This window comes from Fulvimarina thalattae, assembly GCF_040239565.1.
Classification (GTDB): domain Bacteria; phylum Pseudomonadota; class Alphaproteobacteria; order Rhizobiales; family Rhizobiaceae; genus Fulvimarina.
This window is the reverse complement of record NZ_JBEHWS010000007.1, coordinates 72,342-90,793: the sequence shown is the minus strand read 5'-3', so window position 1 is coordinate 90,793 and position 18,452 is coordinate 72,342. Positions and strand designations below refer to the sequence as shown.

General features: G+C 63.2%; 22 protein-coding genes. All 22 read right to left on the bottom strand.

Translation table 11 applies throughout. From position 1 onward, the window contains the following. Positions 1-71 precede the first annotated feature (71 nt). On the bottom strand, positions 72-440 hold the full coding sequence (locus ABRA89_RS11135; protein WP_349941544.1) for a hypothetical protein: 369 nt from the start codon (positions 438-440) through the stop codon (positions 72-74). Between the two features lie 109 nt (positions 441-549). Continuing rightward, positions 550-1,893, bottom strand: a complete 1,344-nt coding sequence (locus tag ABRA89_RS11130; protein ID WP_463671284.1) for an ATP-binding protein — start codon at positions 1,891-1,893, stop codon at positions 550-552. 139 nt (positions 1,894-2,032) lie between these two features. Continuing rightward, entirely contained in the window at positions 2,033-2,692 is a 660-nt protein-coding gene (locus ABRA89_RS11125) for a response regulator transcription factor (protein WP_349941542.1), read from the bottom strand. A gap of 29 nt (positions 2,693-2,721) precedes the next feature. After that, positions 2,722-3,060, bottom strand: coding sequence for a hypothetical protein (locus tag ABRA89_RS11120; RefSeq protein ID WP_349941541.1), 339 nt, complete (start codon positions 3,058-3,060; stop codon positions 2,722-2,724). 173 nt (positions 3,061-3,233) lie between these two features. Further along, positions 3,234-3,440 carry a hypothetical protein gene (locus tag ABRA89_RS11115; protein WP_349941540.1) on the bottom strand — a complete coding sequence of 69 codons (207 nt, stop codon included), beginning with the start codon at positions 3,438-3,440 and terminating at the stop codon, positions 3,234-3,236. A gap of 27 nt (positions 3,441-3,467) precedes the next feature. Beyond that, a complete protein-coding gene (locus ABRA89_RS11110; protein WP_349941539.1) occupies positions 3,468-7,361 on the bottom strand; it encodes a baseplate multidomain protein megatron in 3,894 nt (1,297 codons plus the stop codon). A 7-nt stretch (positions 7,362-7,368) separates the two neighbouring features. Then, the gene (locus tag ABRA89_RS11105; protein ID WP_349941538.1) at positions 7,369-7,830 is read right to left on the bottom strand and encodes an NlpC/P60 family protein; all 462 of its coding nucleotides are present in this window, start codon (positions 7,828-7,830) and stop codon (positions 7,369-7,371) included. Beyond that, positions 7,827-8,720, bottom strand: a complete 894-nt coding sequence (locus ABRA89_RS11100) for a DUF2163 domain-containing protein (RefSeq protein ID WP_349941537.1) — start codon at positions 8,718-8,720, stop codon at positions 7,827-7,829. The genes ABRA89_RS11105 and ABRA89_RS11100 overlap by 4 nt, the downstream gene beginning before the upstream one ends. Continuing rightward, positions 8,717-9,352: a DUF2460 domain-containing protein gene (locus ABRA89_RS11095; RefSeq protein ID WP_349941536.1), complete on the bottom strand. Its 636-nt coding sequence runs from the start codon at positions 9,350-9,352 to the stop codon at positions 8,717-8,719. The genes ABRA89_RS11100 and ABRA89_RS11095 overlap by 4 nt, the downstream gene beginning before the upstream one ends. A gap of 3 nt (positions 9,353-9,355) precedes the next feature. Continuing rightward, a complete protein-coding gene (locus ABRA89_RS11090) occupies positions 9,356-9,910 on the bottom strand; it encodes a phage tail tape measure protein (RefSeq protein ID WP_463671281.1) in 555 nt (184 codons plus the stop codon). A 12-nt stretch (positions 9,911-9,922) separates the two neighbouring features. Next, positions 9,923-10,069, bottom strand: a complete 147-nt coding sequence (locus ABRA89_RS11085; RefSeq protein ID WP_349941670.1) for a phage tail assembly chaperone — start codon at positions 10,067-10,069, stop codon at positions 9,923-9,925. Next, positions 10,066-10,509, bottom strand: a complete 444-nt coding sequence (locus ABRA89_RS11080) for a gene transfer agent family protein (RefSeq protein WP_349941669.1) — start codon at positions 10,507-10,509, stop codon at positions 10,066-10,068. The genes ABRA89_RS11085 and ABRA89_RS11080 overlap by 4 nt, the downstream gene beginning before the upstream one ends. Before the next feature lie 4 nt (positions 10,510-10,513). Then, positions 10,514-10,927: a phage major tail protein, TP901-1 family gene (locus ABRA89_RS11075; protein ID WP_349941535.1), complete on the bottom strand. Its 414-nt coding sequence runs from the start codon at positions 10,925-10,927 to the stop codon at positions 10,514-10,516. Between the two features lie 90 nt (positions 10,928-11,017). Further along, positions 11,018-11,437, bottom strand: a complete 420-nt coding sequence (locus ABRA89_RS11070; RefSeq protein WP_349941534.1) for a DUF3168 domain-containing protein — start codon at positions 11,435-11,437, stop codon at positions 11,018-11,020. Positions 11,438-11,751: 314 nt separating this feature from the next. Then, the gene (locus ABRA89_RS11065; RefSeq protein ID WP_349941533.1) at positions 11,752-12,090 is read right to left on the bottom strand and encodes a phage head closure protein; all 339 of its coding nucleotides are present in this window, start codon (positions 12,088-12,090) and stop codon (positions 11,752-11,754) included. A gap of 1 nt (position 12,091) precedes the next feature. Beyond that, positions 12,092-12,643 (bottom strand): head-tail connector protein, encoded by a 552-nt coding sequence (locus tag ABRA89_RS11060; protein ID WP_349941532.1) that lies wholly within the window; start codon positions 12,641-12,643, stop codon positions 12,092-12,094. A gap of 85 nt (positions 12,644-12,728) precedes the next feature. Further along, positions 12,729-13,976: a phage major capsid protein gene (locus ABRA89_RS11055; RefSeq protein WP_349941531.1), complete on the bottom strand. Its 1,248-nt coding sequence runs from the start codon at positions 13,974-13,976 to the stop codon at positions 12,729-12,731. A gap of 52 nt (positions 13,977-14,028) precedes the next feature. Then, positions 14,029-14,550 carry an HK97 family phage prohead protease gene (locus ABRA89_RS11050; RefSeq protein WP_349941530.1) on the bottom strand — a complete coding sequence of 174 codons (522 nt, stop codon included), beginning with the start codon at positions 14,548-14,550 and terminating at the stop codon, positions 14,029-14,031. A 173-nt stretch (positions 14,551-14,723) separates the two neighbouring features. Next, a complete protein-coding gene (locus ABRA89_RS11045; RefSeq protein WP_349941529.1) occupies positions 14,724-15,944 on the bottom strand; it encodes a phage portal protein in 1,221 nt (406 codons plus the stop codon). A 49-nt stretch (positions 15,945-15,993) separates the two neighbouring features. Beyond that, positions 15,994-17,214 carry a DNA-packaging protein gene (locus tag ABRA89_RS11040; protein WP_349941668.1) on the bottom strand — a complete coding sequence of 407 codons (1,221 nt, stop codon included), beginning with the start codon at positions 17,212-17,214 and terminating at the stop codon, positions 15,994-15,996. 122 nt (positions 17,215-17,336) lie between these two features. Beyond that, the gene (locus ABRA89_RS11035) at positions 17,337-17,726 is read right to left on the bottom strand and encodes a hypothetical protein (protein ID WP_349941528.1); all 390 of its coding nucleotides are present in this window, start codon (positions 17,724-17,726) and stop codon (positions 17,337-17,339) included. A 207-nt stretch (positions 17,727-17,933) separates the two neighbouring features. Continuing rightward, a complete protein-coding gene (locus ABRA89_RS11030) occupies positions 17,934-18,422 on the bottom strand; it encodes a YcgN family cysteine cluster protein (protein ID WP_349941527.1) in 489 nt (162 codons plus the stop codon). Positions 18,423-18,452 lie beyond the last annotated feature (30 nt).

Sequence of the window (18,452 nt, the reverse complement as noted above, 5' to 3'; positions counted from 1 at the left end):
CACCCCCAAGCAAATCCGGGCTTACGAATTCGTCATAAAGGCGTTGAGGACGCGAGCCCGACTCGCGTTCCTCAGACCAGAACCCACTTTCCGTCGCCTGCCTTGCAAGCGGTTGCGGTGAGACCATCAGGGCCGCCGCCATCGAGAAACTGGGTATAACCGCGACAATCCTGCGAACCGACACGATAAACCTGTGTCGGAACGACACGACCGGACGCGCCACCCGCAGACCAGCTGATTGCCTCGCCCGCCGGCGTGAACTGAAGCGCCTGATATTCCGCTTCGACCGCCCGCGCCTTTGCTCCGGACGAAAGCTGCGCAGCGTAAGAGCTGCGACCGATTATCCCTCCGTCGAGAGACGCCGCTCCCGGAGACGATGGCGCGAGCCCGGAACCGGCGCTCAGGCAGCCGCCGAGCGTCAGAAAAATGCAAGCGATCACGGGACAGGACAGGCGTCGAGAAATCATCGATGTTCAACTTCGAATTCGGTCGAAATGGCGGAGCGTCACGCTCACGAAAGCGTGCGTCTTGGTTCTTGCGTCTCGGCTATCATGTCAAGCCGGAGGAAGCGCGCAAGTGCGGCAGCGCCACGATGACCGCCAACCCGCCGAGTTTCGATTCTTCGAGCCGCAGGTTACCCTGATATTCCTTCGCGGTGTCCGAGACGATGGAAAGGCCGAGCCCGCTTCCAGGTGTCGTCTCGTCGAAACGTTGACCGCGCTTGACGGCCCGCTTGCGTTCATCCTGAGAAAGACCTGGTCCGTCATCTTCGATAATGGTTTCGAACAAGCCCTCGCCGGCAACGCGGCATCTGAGCGAAACCCGGCTCTTTGCCCATTTCGACGCATTTTCGAGGAGATTGCCGACGATTTCCTCGTAATCCTGCCGTTCGCCCGCGAAGATGAGATCCGACGCGGTCTTTTTCTCGAAGAGGATATCGAGGTCGGGATTAAGCTTGTCGATCACACGCACCAGCCGGTCGAGCACCGGCGATACAGGCGTGCGATAGATGACGCTTTCGCTCTGTGCTGCGACGCGCGCGCGATCCAGATAATGCTGAACCTGCTCGCGCATCCGGGCACCCTGATCCTTGACGATCTGACCACTTGAACCGCCGATCCGGTCCGCTTCGTTGACCAGAACCGCGATCGGCGTCTTCAGCGAATGGGCGAGATTGCCGACCTGAGTACGCGCGCGCTCGACGATACGCCGATTATTGGCGACGAGGGCGTTCATCTCTTCGGCAAGGGGAGCGATTTCGATCGGAAACGTTCCTTCCAGCTTTTCAGCTTCGCCGGCCCTCACCTTGGCCAGTGCACGCCGGACGGTCCGAAGAGGCCGCAAAGCCAGCAGAATCACGCCGGCATTGATGATGACGCTGCCAAGTCCGACGATCGCCAGATAGAGCGCCAGCCGACGGTCGAAAGCCGATATATCCTGCGCCAGCTCGCTTTTGTTCCCCATCACCCGAAAGCGCGCGGCGCGATTTGAATCGTCGAGCACAACCTCGGTCTCAAGGATCTGAAGTTCTTCGCCGTTCAGACCGGGCTTGCTGTAGCTTCGCTGATAGTCGAACTCGAAAGGAACCTGCTGGACCGGCTCGGACGGGATCGACGAGTATCCGAGCGAGGACGAACTCAGACGACCGCGCAAATCCTGGCTGACCGGCACGATCTCCCAATACCATCCCGATTGCGGCTGGACATATTTCAGATCGCCGAGATTCGGGCTGCCGCTCAAATAACCGGCATCGTTGATGCTGACGCTGTTGATGAGGTTGAAGAGCTGGGCTTCGAGCAGCGCGGAAAAGCCGTCCTCTGCTGCTTGGCGGTAGAGTGCGGAGATGAGAATACCGACCGCCAAAAGCGCGGCGATCGTCCACAGGCTCGACATTCCGACGACACGGACGGCAAGCGACCGGCCGAGAATGCGCCAGATCCGCCCGAATTTAGAGCGGCGGGGGTCGGTGCGCCGGGACGAGCCTTCAGCCGTCCCGACGCTTTTCCTGTCTAAGTCGCTGTCGGCGACGGCGTCACTCATGCCGCAGGCGGTATCCCTGGCCTCTGATGGTCTCGATAAGATCGATGCCGATCTTCTTGCGCAAACGACCGACGAAGACCTCGATCGTGTTGGAGTCCCGGTCGAAATCCTGATCGTACAGATGCTCGATGAGCTCGCTACGCGAGACGACGCTGTCCTTGTGGTGCATCAGATAATCGAGCAGCCGGTATTCGTGCGAGGTGAGCTTCAGCGGAGTTCCATCGACGCTCACACGTGCGGTGCGCGTATCGAGCCGTAGCGGACCGCATTCAAGTTCGGACGTTGCATGACCGGCGGCGCGGCGGATCAGAGCCCGCACGCGTGCTAGCACTTCCTCGATATGGAACGGCTTCGTGACGTAGTCGTCCGCGCCAGCATCGATGCCGGCCACCTTGTCGCTCCAGCGATCGCGCGCGGTGAGGATCAGCACCGGCGTCTTCTTCTGGTCGCGGCGCCAGCGCTCAAGCACGCTGATCCCGTCCATGACGGGCAGCCCGACATCCAGCACGATCGCGTCGTAAGGCTCGGTATCGCCAAGAAAATGGCCTTCCTCGCCGTCGGACGCCTCGTCGACGACATAGCCTCCGGCCTCGAGCGCCTCCCGTAACTGGCGGCGCAGATTGTCGTCATCCTCGACAACGAGAACCCGCATATCACATCCCTTTCATCGTCGCTTCGCCACTAAGGGCGAACGGTCACCACGGTCCGGCGCGGTTTGCCATTGCCTTGAGACGGCACGAGGACGGTGACACGACAAACTGTCGATCCGCCCTCCGATGACTGACTGACCGACATCATGCGGCCGCCGCTACGGCTTTCCGCCTCGCGCACTTCCGACTGCGAGCAACTTTTCTGCTTGCCGCCACCCTGTCCTCCACCCTGACCCTGGGACTGGCCCTGCCCGCCGCCATTCGACTGGCCGCGACCTTGACCCTTCCCCTGCGCAAAAGCGCCGTCCGCCGCGGACGCAAGGAGCGCGACGGTGATCAGCAGACGAGATAGAATGTTCGTTGCAGTCATCTTGTTCGCCGTTCGATTCAGCCAGCCGTTCCCGGCCGGACCGCATACCTATAGCTCACTCAGTGAACCCCGTCTGAATGAACGACCGAAAGGGTAAATTAACCATAAGTGATTGATTTTCATGTCAAGATCAAACGCACATCCAGCAGCATAACACGTCACCTTTCGTTCTGTCAGCGAAGCGTTTTGTCCGCAGCCAGACGTCCATAAATTGCAACCAAAGCTCCGATCGCCGCGGCCGTATCGAACAGTGCCGTAGTCAGTGCTTCCTGCGCCGGACCGGGCACCTGAAGCCCTGCCAGGCCGGCGAGCGCCGCGCCAAGTGCCACGAGCCCACCCCAGACCGTTCGCGACTCGTACCATTTCTTTTCGTCCTGCATGACTTACGCCTTTCCTGGTGGTTGAGGTCAAGTTTTAGGACGCTCGAACGTCCTGGAGGCAGGGTCGCCCGAGCCCCATACCGGCGAAACCTGCGCAACGCTCACGGCAAGCCCGGACTTGAGCGCGCCGAAGGCATCGATCTGCCGATCCCGATCGAACAGGAATTCGGCGCTCGCCACATCGGTCGTGAACACCGGCGCCGATGCATCGGCCGGAGCGATGGCCAATCGGTAGAGTTCACGGTCTTCCCCGAGTGGCACCTCCTCGGCCTCCCAGCTGTCGCCGCCGATCCGTGTGCGCCGTATCCATCCGAGCCGGCAATCGCCGTTCGCTTCGAAACATCCGCTGAGATGAACGGGCGAATAGGGTTTGACCGATCGAAGCCCCATGTCCGCGCTCGTCTCGATCACCGCTGGGTCGTCGACTGGCCGACCCGCGGGCGCGAGCCTGATCTGTAGGGTCCGCCCGATCTCGCTGGTGTCGAAGTCGAGGGAGCGCACCGCCTCATTCAGAAGGACGAAACGCGAGCCGGTCGGAAACGGAAGGAGCGCGGCTCCCTCCGTGCCGGCCTGACCGCGCAGAAAACCGCCAAGCCTGAAAACGCCAGGCGCAACTTCCTCGGCGTCCAAAAACTGAAGAATTTCGAGGAGCCCATCTTCGGTCGTCACGGCGGCGGCGTTCTCGCCCGCCAAAAGACTGTCGAGCGTGACTGACGACAGAGTGCCGCGAGCAAGCCGAACCGTCAGCCTCGCAGCATGATCGATCACGCCGAAGGCACCGGCCGCGAAGCCTTCGGTCAGACGGCCGATCACGGCTGGGACATCGACAACGGAACGCCGCGTCAGCCGGCCCTCGCTGCTGCCGGCAAAAACGACGAACGGCATCCAGGGTTTTGCGTGAAGAGCGACCGAAGCACCACCCGAATTCCGACCTGGCAATATAGGCAGATCGAGAAGACCATAGGCTGGCCGGGATGCAATTTCAGGCGGTTTTGGAACGACGACGCCTTCCGCGGATCGTCCCACACCGGAGCCGACAGCCTCGGTCGGATCAAGCCGCCGCGCTTCGATCCGGCGCTCGTCTCCGCTCTCGATCCGCATCGTCAGCCAGCGGCCCTCTCGCCCATCGACCGTCAGAACGTCTCCGGGCTCGACCGCCGCTTGGTTGGGCGCAAGGGCGAAGCGCATCTCTTCGCGCGCCGGTCCGCTCTCCGCCATCAGCCTCGCCGCATAGCGCTCGGCCAGCTCCGTATTGAGAACCGCCGGGAAGCTCGAAACGCCCGTACGCGGTGTCAGAACGCCATCCCTTGCCGCTGTCGAAGTGCCCGGCTGATAGACCCGATCCGGGTCGAGATAGCGGATGGCTATTTCGTCGGGCGGCTCGCCCGCGTCGCCGCGCCGCTTTTCGACCAACGGACCATCCCCGTCGACCAGGGCCTCGATCCTGTGATCGCCGACCTTGCACGATAGCGAGCGGAAACTGAGTACGCCATCCGAACAGACGGCAACGGCACCGATCAACGAGAGAATCGTCTCGATCTCCTCTCGCGCTGTGCGCGGTCCGTCTACGATATAGCCGTCCAGCATCGCCTCCAAGGCCGAGACATCGAAATCGGCAATGCCGTGATCCTGGAGAATAGCAGCAACCAGCGCATCGGCTGGTGCATTGGCGAGCCGCCCGTTCAGCCAATGGCCAAGCCGCCAGTTCGTGCCATCCGTCCAGAGGTCGGTACGCTGCGGAAACGCCGGATAGGGCCGCGCATCCCAAGTCCAGACATGAATGGCACCCGGATCGACCATCGGGCCGCCATAGAGCGGCGAAATCGGGTTCAGCGAGGCTCCGAGCAGCCCGACGCCCTCGCTCCAGCCCTTGAGCGAAGCCTCCAGAAACCGCCGCTGCGCGAGATCGTCACGAAAGCCACGGCTATGATAGGGCGTGAAGCTCTCCGAAGACTTCGGATCGACGAAGACATTCGGCTGGTTGCTGCCGCGATCGATCGCAGGGCAGCCGAGTTCGGTGAACCAGATCGGCTTCGACATCGGCACCCAGGGAGATGCCGCGCCGGTCTCGACACCGTTCGCCCGGTCATAATGGGGCTTCGACCACCAACCTCGGATGTCCTTATCGCGATAGACGAAAGGCTTGCCGACAGCGCCATCGGAGATCGGCGTCCTGATGCCTGCCTGCCGGTCAATATTCGTCGCATAATACCAGTCGTACCATTCCCCGCTGGCGAGATCCTCGGCAAGCGCTTGGCGATCATATTGCGAAGGCGTCTCCGCCCCCGGTTCGCCCTCGCCCCGCCAGTCGGACAGGGGCAGGTAATTGTCGATCCCGACCACGTCGATCGCGTCCGACGCCCAGAGCGAATCGAGATTGAAATGGATCTCGCTCGTCCCGTCCGCCGGCCGGTAACAGGCATATTCGCTCCAATCAGCCGCATAAGTGACGATCCGGCCGGGCATCATCGCCTTGATTTCCGCGGCGATCGCGATCAGCGCCTCAACGAACGGAAAGCGCCCTGTCTCGTCGCGGATACGGGTCAGCCCGCGCATCTCCGAACCGATGACGAAAGCGGCGGCACCGCCGCGATCCGCTATATGTGCCTGGTGGAAAATCATCCGGCGATAGGACCATTCGTTCGGCCCGAAATAGCGCAGCCGGTCGCCCTCCCAGGCGAAATCGTGCCGCGAGGCCGTACCGACGAACCGTTCGATGTCGCTCCGCGCAGCCGCCGTCTTGTCGGCGCTTCCAGCAAGTCCCTCCGCCAGATCGAGCGTCATGCGCCCGCGCCACGGAAACGCCGCCTGTTCGGTTCCGCCGTATGGATCGGGAAGCTCGTTAACCGGCGGCACGTCCATCAAAAGGAACGGGTAATAAGTGACCGCAAGACCGCGATCCCGCAGATCCTCGATCGCCCGTACGACACCCCGATCGCTCGGTGTCCCGCCATAAGCCGGAGACCCGTCGATCCGCGAAACCAGCCGCGCCTCCGATCGATCGACATCGCCGACGAGCCAGTCCTCGTCCTCCTTGCGCTCGCGAATTTCGACGCCGGGCATGATCTCGCAATGGCCTGCTCGCAAATCGTCCCCGAACCAGGCGACCACCAGCGCGGCGCGGGATAGCTGCGGCAGAAGCCGGTCCATCTCGTCGATCGAGGCCGTCCAATCACTTTCGCCGAAGGCGACGTTCCGGTTGAGGATGCGGTCCTCTCCTTCGCCAATCTCTTCGCGCACCGGTTCCGGGTCGACGCCGTGCTCCGTCGCGCCGGGAATGATCGTGATCGCCTCGATCCGGTTTTCCAGGTCGCCGACGGGTCGCAGCACCTCACAGGATATCTGCGGAATGCGATTGCCCCAGCGCTCCAGCGGCAGCCGCTCGAAGACCAGATAGGCAATCCCGCGATAGGCCGGCGCATTGCCCCCACCTTGCTTTGCCTCGATCAGCGGATCGGGTTCCTGGCTTTCGTGGCCGCGATACAATCGGATGTCATGGCGAGTCTGGTCGATCTCCTCGCCATCGGCCCAGATGCGGCGTATCCCGGCGATCGGTCCCTCGCAAAGCCCCACCGCGAAATTGCCGAAATAGCTGTAGGTCGTCACCTCGACGCTCGGCGGCCCGCCCTTGCCGCCATGCCGTTCGGTATCGATATCTTCCTCGAACCGCGTCCCCCAGATCACCTGCCCGGCAATACGCGCAGTTCCATAGACCCGCGGGACGCCGCCGCCCTCGTCGGCCTGCATGAAGCGCACCGCGTCGAGACGCGGCCCTTCGCGTTTCTCGGTCTTTCCAAAGAGCGCACCGTCGATCACCGAGCCGGCGAGCGCACCCGCCGCACGGCCGAGTATCGCACCGATAGGACCGCCGATCCCGCCGCCAATAAAGGAGCCCGCCGTCTGGAGAAGAAGCGTCGCCATCGGCCGTTCACCTCACGCATTCTGGAAAATGGAAAATTCCGGCCACGCGCCGCAGCCAGGCCTCCGGCATCGCGGATCTGACGACCGCGCTGCCCTCGTAGGCGTGGATCAGCCGCCCCCGGCCATCGACGATCCCGCAATGGCTGGCCGGCAGTCGCTGTCGCCAGCGGAAGAGTACCACCGATCCCAGCTCCGGGTGCGCAAGCGGGCTCGCAATCAGATGCCTTCTTGCGGCATCGAGCAGCCGCTCGCCCGTGCGATCGAGAACCCAGTCCATCGCATAAGGCGCAGGCACTTCGGGCTCTTCGCCATGAAGCTCCCGCCAGACCCCGCGTATGAGACCCAGGCAGTCGCAACCGACGCCTTTTCGGCTCCCCTGATGGCGGTAAGGCGTTCCGAGCCATGTTTCAGCCAAACCCACCACGCGGACGCGGAAGGCGTTTTCGGCCGCATTCGTCGAAGTGCTCATGGAACCAGCGGACGTCCGTCGTGGCCGCCGATCGCCTTTGCGACGCCAAGCGCGGAATCCCCGCCCGGCAGATGCGGAAAGCCTCGAAAGTTCTCCTGATTGGCGAACCGATCCCGGCAGGTCGCGAAGCGCTTGTCGCATCCCTGTGCGACCTCGACGCGATCGCCCTTACTTGGCGCGACGGGCAGAGGCTGCGTCAAAACCAGCCGAACCAGCCCATCGACTTCGTCCTCGGCATAGGCGATCTTGGCCTTGACGCCGGCCGCCCGGCCGCTCTGGAAGACCACATTCCCATACCGATAGCGCTCGTGCGCCACCCCTGCGGACAGAGCCACCGTCACCGAACTCTCGCCCTGTTCGACGACCGTACCAGCGTTCTTGAGGCCCAGTCCCGAAAGATCGAGCCCACACCGTTGATCCCCCAGCGAGGCATCGCATTGCCGCCGGTAAAGCCGCCCGCGCACCCGGTCGAGATCGGCGATCCGCGAGCGCAGCTCGACGGTAAAGGCGAGATCGCCGCGCGTGATCTCGCCGACTGAGAGGACGTCGGTCCGCGCGTGCGCCGCGACTGGGTTCGTCCAGTCGACCAGAAATGTCTCGACCTTCGCGCCGTCATATCGTCCCGCCGCGATATCGGCTTCCTCGATCCGCGCCGAACTCAACGCCCCCGCGACTTCACGTGTCCCGCTCGCAAGGCCGAGTTCGCTCTCCGCCTCGCTCGCGGTCAGTCCGGTCCGCGCCTCGAAGCGGGTCCCGTCGAATTCTAGATCGGCATCGTGGTCGGTGAAGCCGAGCACGACGCCATCCTTTCGCGTGATGCGCCAGCATTCGGCGAGTGTCGTGACTGGCCCTTCCAGTGCAGTCGTCAGAGCAGCCGGGAACTGCTTCATGGTCGGATCTCCACGAGTGGAATGGAGGGGATTTCACCGGCCTCGAACGCCGTCACGTTCACCGAAAGCTGGTTCATGTCGAAGCGCACCGGCACATCGAAGGCAAAGCCCGCCTGGACGAGCGAACCGTCAGCCGGCGGCACATCGAAGACGACCGCACTGCCGCTCTCCTCCAGCTGAAAGCCGGTTCCGATCACGCTTTCTCCGACCGCGACAAGCAGGCTTCCCGGAACCGCCTTCTCGATCGGCCGCCAATAGATATCGGCCCCTCCCCCATAGGGCTTCACGAGCTCGAACCGCGTCCGTTCTCCGTCGCCTCTTCCGAGCGCCACGTCGAACGCGCCCGGCGAAGCGCCGAATGCGCCGGAATGCCAGTCGAACGGATCGCGAAACCGGAAGCCCACCAGCTTGCCGCGCCGCGCCTCGAAGAACGCGACCACCTCTGCCAGATCGGCGAGATTGCGGATGCCAGATCCGGCATCGTATCTGCGCACCGCATGGGCGGTCCGCTGGTTGCGGTGTTCAAATCCCGTCGAGAGACGAACGATTTCGACCCGCCGCTCCGGCCCGCCGCTGGCGCCGAAGGCAACGCGCAACGGAAACCGCTCCTCGCTGAAAGCCTGCGCTCCCATCGCCTAAAGCCCTCGCCGGCCGCGACCAGCCGCCCGCGCCAACATAGCGTTGATCTGCATTTCCGACTTTCGAAAGCTCTGGGCATCAGGCGTCGAGACGTTGAAGACGATCGTGCCGCCCCCGCCCTTTCCACCCGGCGCCGCCACTCCAAGCCGCCCGTCCGCACCCCGTTGCAGCGGCAGGATCGCCTCGGCCCCCGCTTCGCCCATCACGCCGAGCCCGCCGCCGCTTGAAAAGAAGTGCGGCCTGGCAACGACGCCACCCTTCGCGAAGGGCATGATCTGCCCCACGCCACCGCCACCCAACGCACCGCTGATCGCACCGCTGAACAGGTTTTCGAGCGGCTTCAGCGCTGCATCGAGCGCAATGTCCGAAATCCGCTTCGCAAGTCCCCGCATCACCTGATCCAGTGACTTGCCGCCGCTGACAGCGCCCCTCAACGCACCGGTCAGAGCCGATCCGAACTGGCTCGCGCGTTGCGAAAGATCGTCGAGCGCAGCCGTCAGCTCCGCCGTGTCCGCGCTCATGCGAACGCGGATGGTTTCATCCTCTTCCATCGCCTGTGTTTCCTAATTTTCGTCTGGAAAGCGCCGCATCAGGGCGTCGAGATCCCCCTGCGATAGGGCAAACCCATGCCTGGTCGGAGCATAGGCGGCAAAGGCCGCGGCCAGTTCGCGCGGCGTCAAAGACCAGAAGGCGTCACTGCCGAGCTTCAGGACGCCGAAGCCGAAGCGGAGGGCATCGTCCCAGGGAAAGGCCGCGACGGCTGGGCGAGCTCCCGTCGCGGCGAAACGGGGTTTGCGTCGTCACCGTCGCCACTCGCCGGAGCGCCATCCACCGGCTCACCGCCGCCGAACGCAGCCGTCAGCAATTCCACCGCGATCCGCGCAGCACCTGCCACGCCGTCCTCGAACCGCATCGCCGAGACCTCATCTGCGGAAACAGGCTCGCCGCCGCCTCTCAGACCCGCCGCGATGATGATCATCAGGTCCCGCGCCGAAAGCCGCCCGGAATCGAAGCGCGCAGCCAGTGCCGCCAGATTGTCGGCCTGAAACGCCGATTCCAATTCGGCCAACGCCCCGAGGGTCAGGCACAACCGCCGCTCCGCACCATCGATAACTGCCGGAACCTCGCCGCGCCGCCGGTTCGTGAAAATCGGGTCAGATGGCCGCAAAGCTCAGCACCCCCGCCGACTCCATCGCGATGTCGAAGGTCAGCTCGCCATTGTGCTCGCCTGAATATTCGAGCGCTGTCACCTGGAATGGACCGGTCACGCGCCCGAAATCCGGGATCACCGCCTGAAACGCTTCGATCCGTCCCTCGAAGAAAGCAGACCGCAGCGCCACGTCCGATGCCGCATCCTTGAAGATGCCGCTGCCCGAAAGCGAAGCCCGTTGTACGCCGGCGCCCGCGAGAAGCTCGCGCCATCGTCCGGCACTTTCAGTGTCTGTCACGTCCACCGTTTCGGCGTTGAAGGCGAGCTTGCGTGCCCTCAGCCCGGCAATGGTCGCAAAATTCCCGTCGCCGGCCTCGTCCATCTTGAGGAGCAGATCCTTGCCCTTCTGCGCTGCCATCAGCGAGGTCCTTTCATGAATGGAGACAACAAAAAAGCGGCCCTTGCGAGCCGCTTTCGATCAATGTCGGATGATGGTTCAGTCGGGCCGTCAGGCCAATGGTTCGGTCACCGCCCTGAAGCGCAGGATGCCGTGATAGGTCGTGCTCTCGGGCTCCTGCCGCGCTTCGGCGAACTGAAGCCGCAGATTGACCAACTGGTGACCTTTCAGCGGAAGGTTCGCATCGTCGAGCTTCTTCGAGACCCGGTCCATGATCTCGTACGTCTCCTGCTTGCCGCCGCCCTTCGCCCAGACATGCAGGGTGAGGATGTGTTCGGAACCGTCTTCCGTCCCGGTCGACCAGTCCATCACCGTCGTCCGCCCGAGCGTCAGATAGGGAAACGCCGCCCGCTCGGGCCGGCGATCGAAAACCTTCGGCCCGCCGAGAAGTCCAGTCAGCGCCGGATCCCCGGTGAGCGCGTCGAAGATCGATTGCTGCAGTTCAGAACTTGGATGCGCCAAGGCTATCATCTCCTCCGAGCAACTCTCGCCATGTCACAAGCCTTCATATGCTGTGATCATGAACGGCTTTCATCACGCGTGCACGACAAAATTAACTCAAAGTCTTCACACTTTCGTAGGTCCTCCGCGAGGCGGGCCATCATCGGACGTATTCGCGCGCAGGTCCTGATCCCTAAAGCCGGATGTCGAAGGCAATCCGCGCGTCCAGTCCGAGCCAAAATCTTCCTCCTCTGATATGTCGCCACGATCCTTGCGCAAACGTCTCGCGATCGCTGTCGAAAGCCGTAACTGCAGGCCATCGAGGTTCGTCCGGAAGGCAACCTTCAAGCCACCTCCTCCCTGCACAGGCAGAGAAGATAGCGCCCGCTTTCGTCAGGATCGTAAAGCGTTTCGATAAAAAGCAGGCGCTGATCGAACCGGAACCGGCGTCCGCGCACCACGGTCTCGGCCTTTCGACACAAAACCCGAAGTCGCCTGTTAGCCTGTGCCTGGTCGAACCGCTCGAAACGCCGCGAAGACTCCGCCTCGACATGGATCGAGACCGATCCGATCGGAACCCAGTCGATGCGCGCGCCGCCCATCCCATCCGGCGTCTCGGTCGGCTGTTCCAACACGGCGAGATGTCTGAGGAGGCCGGGATCGATAAAGAGCTTCTTCGCCATGTCAGAGCCGCACCCTTTTCAGGGATCGCACGAGCCGCAGCGCGTTGCTTGGCAGGAACCGCGCGGCGCCCTCCTCTGCTTCGGTTCGCGTCTCAAACCAGCTCGCCGCCGCGACCAAAATCGCATGCTTCGCCGGAGCCGGGACGTCATGCGCCGCAAGTCCGGCTGTCACGGTGACGTCGACCCCGTTCGGACTCGCAGCCCAGACGTCGGACGACAGCTCAACTGAAAGTCCATCGCGAGAAATCGTCGTCTCAATCTCTGGATCGAACACGGTTTCAGTGCCGTCCGCACCATAGCCGAACACCGCGTCCACGCTGACGACCGGCGTCTTGGTCGGTTGTACCCTTCCGTCCTTCGGCCTCTCGTCGACGATCAGCCGGAACTGCCGCCGTGCCAGCACGATTCCGACCTCAGCCTCGATCGCCGCGTTCGCCGCTGCAATAAGAAGCCGGAGCGTCTCGTCCTCGTCGTCACGCGCGATCCGGGCCCACCTCTTCAATTCGCTGACGCCGACCGGCGCAATGCCACTGCCAAGATCGATCACGACCACGGCTTCATCCTTTCATGCTTTTTAGAAAAGGCCGGTGCCGGCGGGGAGGAACGCCGGCACCGTATCGATTCGCTTAAGAGTGCGGTCAGACCGAGAAGGTCAGCACCTTGCCCGCATCGAAGTCCTGAACGCCGCCGCCGACACGCTTTGTTGTGTAGAAGAGAACATACGGCTTGGCGGAATACGGATCGCGCAGCACGCGCACGCCCTGGCGATCGACCACGAGATAGAACCGCTTGAAATCGGCGAAGACGATCGCGTTCGCCCCGGCCTCGGCGTCCGGCATGTCCTCCGCCTCGATCAGCGGAAAGCCCATCAGCGAGGCACGGGCACCAGCGGCGGACGGCGGCTGCCAGAGATAGTTGCCGTCGGCGTCCTTCAGCTTGCGCACCATCGCCTGGGTTCGACGGTTCATCATGAAGCTGGCGTTCTGGCGGTAACCCGCCTTCAGCGCATAGACGAGGTCGATCAGCTTGTCGGCGGCCTCGCCTGCCGCAAACGCACCGTCGGCTCCCGTGTTCAGGCTTCCGACATTACCCCAACTCCAGGCATCTTCGGCAACCGTCGGATAGGTCATGAATCCGCGCGGCTTGTTCACGCCGTCGCCATTGACGAAAGCCTGGCTCTCCTGCGCGGCGAAGGCCTGCTCCACCTCCTCGCCGATCCACCGATCGAGATCGACCGCCGCATCGTCGAGCAGCGCATTGGTCGCCGCCGGCATGGCGTAAAGCTCCATCGTCGGGAAGCTGAGTTCCGCCAGCTGCGGCGCGGTCGTCTCCGGGCGGATTTCCGTTTCGCCCACCCATCCGGTCTGCGCCCCGGAGATCGCAAATGGCTTCTTCAGCACTGCGGCAGATACCGTCCGTACGGTCGCGGCCGAACGCACCGGAGAGATCACAGCCAGACGCCGGCCGATCTCCGTTTCGGTCTCGTCCGGCACGAGGAAACCGCCATCCGCGCCGGTCAGCTGCGACATCGCCTTCGCCTCCAGCTGCCGCAGCCCGCTTTCGTCGCCGCCACGAGCATAGGCTTCGAAGGCATTTTTGTGCTCGCTCGGAGCCGTCTCCGCATGCCGCTCGTCAAGACCGATGCGCGGCCGGGTGCTCTTCAGCGTCAGCCGCTCCATCCGGCGCTGCTGCTCGTCAAGCGCCTTGGTCAGGCGATCGACTTTCTCCTCTGTCACGACATCGGCGCTCATCCGCTTTTCGAGCTGTGCGAGCCGCTCGTCGTTCGCCTCGCGGAAATTCTCGAAGACGCTCATGAAGCGCTCATGTCCGGCATCCATCTCCGCTCCATGCGCCTTGATTTCAGGCGCGCTGATGCTCTCGTTCATTCTCACGAACTCCTTCTTCTGTTCGATTTTTCAGGCTGTGATCGCAGCGCGATCAGTTGGGCAGGTTTCGGCCGAAACCTTGCGTCCCGAGCCGGCGGCTCGGGAAAATTCCCGAGCGTCCTCCCTCGTCCGGCGCCCTGAGGCGCGCTCCTTCCTGCATGGGGAAGGACACGAGCGAGATTTCCCAAAGATCGATCGTCACCAACCGCCGCCGGTGCGGAGGGCTCGCCCGACGCGCAAGCTTGGTGCGAAAGCCTATCGACAAACCGTCGATGGCGCCCGCCGCGATCAGCGCCGCGGCCTCTCGGCCTGCCAGCGCCCCAGCCGCGATTTCGCCTTCGGCATAAAGTCCCGTTCGATCCTCTTGAATCATGCTCCAGCGGCCTACAGGTCGCGCAGGATCGTGATGCCAGAGCATGCGAATACTGCCGGCGCCGCGTTTCATCAGCGACGCCGCGAACGCGCCCGGTTCGATGATATCGCCGGACAGATCCGGCCGACCGAAGAGCGCCGCATAACCCTTGATAACGACGGGCCGGTTCGACGCGAGCACAGGTGACGACGGGCCATCCATGGTCAGATTCCCGACCACGCAGATTCTGTCTTGACAATTTGAACGATCTGTTGCACCTTTGCACCTGTCCTGAAATCTTGATGTCGTGGCAGTCATTTGACAGCACCCTCCTCCAGAGTGGTGCTGTCTTTTTGTGTGCTGTCCGGTGTCTCGAACCGTCGCGAAGCTTGATTTCAGCCCTCGCGGCCATAGCCGACGGCTTGACGCTTCTCGTCCCGGGTTAGAAAGTCTGCGCCGCTCACGCGAGCCCACAATGCCTCGCGCTCCGCCGAGAGCCCTTCCACCGCGTCGAGATCAATCCCGAGTTGCAGTTCTGAGTCCCCGAAATGGCCGCCGAGCCAGGTGCCGATCGCACCCGTCATCCGCTGGATCAGCGGCAGGACCGTCAGCCGATAGAAGGCCCGGTTCGCTTCGGCATAGTTCGCATAAGTGAGATCGCCGGGTATCCCGAGCAGCATCGGCGGCACCCCGAAGGCGAGCGCGATATCCCGCGCAGCACCATGGCGTGCCTCCATGAAGTCCATGTCCTTGGGCGTCAGCGCCATCGCCTTCCAATCGAGCCCGCCTTCCAGAAGCATCGGGCGCCCCGCCGCGCCGGCTCCTGCATAACCGCTCTCCAGCTCGGCCTTCAGCCGGTCGAACTGCTCCACGGACAGGTTCGAGCCATCGGCCGGTTGATAGACCAGCGCGCCCGATGGCCGGGCAGAATTTCTCAGAAGCGCCGCATTCCAGCTCGCTGCCGCATTGTGCAGATCGAGCGCAGCCTGCGCAGCCGAAAGCGGCGCCAGTCCCACCTGATCCGACAGCGGATGAAACAGCCGCAGATGAAGAAGCGCGGCCGGCCGATCCCCATCAGTCTCCGCCGCTATCCGACGCACAGTCGATCCAACGCGATATTCGTAAGCCTCAGGCCATCCGTCCGCACCGGCAATCGTGCGCACCCGGTCCGGCCGCAGCGGATAGAGCGCGGCCACCTCGCCTCCTGCCTCCACCACTTCCAGATAGGCGTTTCCGGCCAGCAATAGATGCCCGCACAGCATCTCGAACAGGCTCGCCCGATCCTGCGCCGCATTGGGCCGCTGCAGCCGATCGAGCACCGGATGGTCATCGAATTCCCGCCCGTTCTTCCGCAGGATGAGCGGGATCGCCCCGGCAGCTTCAGAGATCAGCCGGACCGAGCGATAGACGACCGGATTTGCCATGAAACCCGTCCGCGCCAACGCCTCGTAGCTTCGCGAGCCCCGCTGTTCCCCGGCAGGTCCGGTCAGCAGAAACGCGCCAGCACCGATGCTCAGACCTGCCGATTTCAGCTCACCCGCCTCGGAGGCCGCCTTTTCGGCATGCGTATTGGCGCCACCGCCAAACAAGGCGGCAAGCGTCGAAGTCAGACCCATCGGCCCTCTCCTCACATCAAGTTTTTCGATAATCGGCTCGTCGAAGCCTTCAGAGATTGCGCACCCGCGGCTCAGCTTCGTCGCCGGTCAATGCCGTCACCGCCCAGACCAGCGCGTCCAACCGGTCCGGCGATCGTCCATCGCTCAGACCATCCGTCGCGAAATCCGCCATCTCGTCTTCCAGCTCGGGAAAACGCCCGACATGTCGCACACGTCCCTGCTCGTAGAGCGCCGCCACTGGCTCGGCGCGCGTCCATTTTCCACGCGTCGCCCGAACCGCATGATAGGGTATATCGGGCGCGACGGTCCGCAGCACGGCCTCAACCATATCGCCGCCCTGGTTCACCTCCGCGACGATCCGGTCGGCTTCCAGCCTTTCGAATAGCGCCACCGCGCACCGCGCCCACCTCTCCGGCTTTACACTACGCCGGCTCTCGTCGGCGACGACATAGATCACGCCGTCGGCACCCTTCCCGGCCGCCACAATCCCGCAGGCGTCGCTGCGCTTGGTCGATGTCGCCGGCGGATCGACCGCCACCACGATCCGCTTCAGCGGAGGCGCCGCTGCCATACGCCCGCTTTCGATCATAGAGCGTTCGAAGAGAGCATCCTCACGATCAGCCAGAAGCTCGCCGTCCAGTTCCTGCCGCCCAAGCCGAGTGCCGCCATAGCGCCGCGCCATCGCCTCCAGGAAGCCAGGCGCCAGATTTTCCGCGTTTGCCGCCGTCCGCATCCGCGTCACCGACGTCTGCGGATCGGCCAGCAGTCGCTTCAGGATCGGCACGTTGCGCGGCGTCGTCGTAAATAGCGCCCGTGGCTTCTCGCCGAGCCGCAGCGCCAGCATCAGATTGTCGAAACTTTCCTCCGCCCTCACCCATTTGCCCAGTTCGTCGCCCCAGGCCGCATCGAACTGATAACCGCGGATCGAGTCCGGGTCCTCCGAGGAGAATATCTGAGCCGTTGCCCCGTTTGCGAAGACGAGCCTCCTTCGCGTCACCTCAAACACGGGCCTCTGATAGCCAACGATCGCCTTCAGGCCGCTTTCGCCCTCGATCATCACCTCGCGCGCGTCGGCCAGTGTCTCGGCGACCAGCGCGATCCGCCTGTGTGGCCCGCTTGCAAACGGAGACAGCCCCAGCGCCATCCCCGTGACCCATTCCGCGCCAGCTCTGGTCTTGCCGGAGCCTCGCCCGCCGATCAGCAGCCATTGCCGCCAGGCCTCTCGCGGGGGTAATTGCTCGGACCGCGCAACATGCCACCATTTCGGCATGACCTCCTGCAGCACCTCGATCCGCTGCTCCAGAGCATCCGCATAAACCGCAGACCAGTACTGCTTTTGCCGTTCCTTTGGATCGCTCGACCAGACGACGCCACTCGGAAGCGTCGCGTCCGTCATTCGGGCATCGCGCCCCACCGAAAGGCATCGGTCTCGAGGTCTCTTCCAGAGCCTGTACTTGTATTCTCCGAAGACGACGCCGTCTCGACATCCACGGTGCGACTTTCAATTTCCCGTCGCTTGCGATCAAGCACCTTCAACCGCTTCACAAGTTCCCGCGACAACCGCTCGGTTTCGGCCGGATCACCTTCCCGACTAGCTTCATCCGCCATCTCGGCACGCTTCAGATCGATCAGCTTTTCCAGCGTCCGCGTCATCTGGGCGATCATGTCGATCCGCTCCTTGCCGCCCCGATCCTTGGTCGGCGTATCCGCCTTTATGGTTATAGGATTATTTTCTTTTATGGCCGTCTCGATCGTTGTGATCTCAGCCAGAAGAAGCGTCATCAATCGCTCTGCGACCGCGCCCGTTCTCCCGGATGCACCGCCTCCTTTATGCGCGACACCACTTCGCTTCACATCAAATACCTCGACTTTTTCCTCGAAAAAACCGATCGGAAACGCAAAAAGGCGAAGCATCCCGCTCCGCCTTTCCCAATTCTCCGACTGTGCCCTTTACCTATCCGAGGACCGTGACGGTGTCAAGGATTATTTTCATATTTTTGAAGACACGTTGCCGGCGCCCGGATCCTGCTCCGGCCACTCGACGACATGATCCTCGAATTCGTCGAGCTCCATGCCCTCTTCACTCACCGTCCGCCCCTGCACCGAAACGCCGGCCTGATGAACCGTCTCGTGGCTCCCGGACAGGAGATGGTGCCACCAGTAAAGATCGCGCCCTTCGTCCACCAGCCGATAGGCGCAGCTCGGCGGCAACCAGCCGATTTCCCGCACCGTGGTCGGGTTCAGCCCGACGCAGTCCGGCACGGTCTCCTGGCGATTCTCATAATCGCTGCAACGGCAGGCCTCGCCGTCAAGCAGGCTACACGCGACATTGGTCCAGACGATCTCGCCGGTGTCGTAATCCTCCAGCTTGTTCAGGCAGCAGCGCCCGCATCCATCGCAGAGCGCCTCCCACTCCGCGTCGGTCATCTCATCGAGGGTCTTTTGCCGCCAGAACGGTTTGTTGCCGGAATCACGCATGGCCGATTTCTCTGAATTTGTGTCGCAACT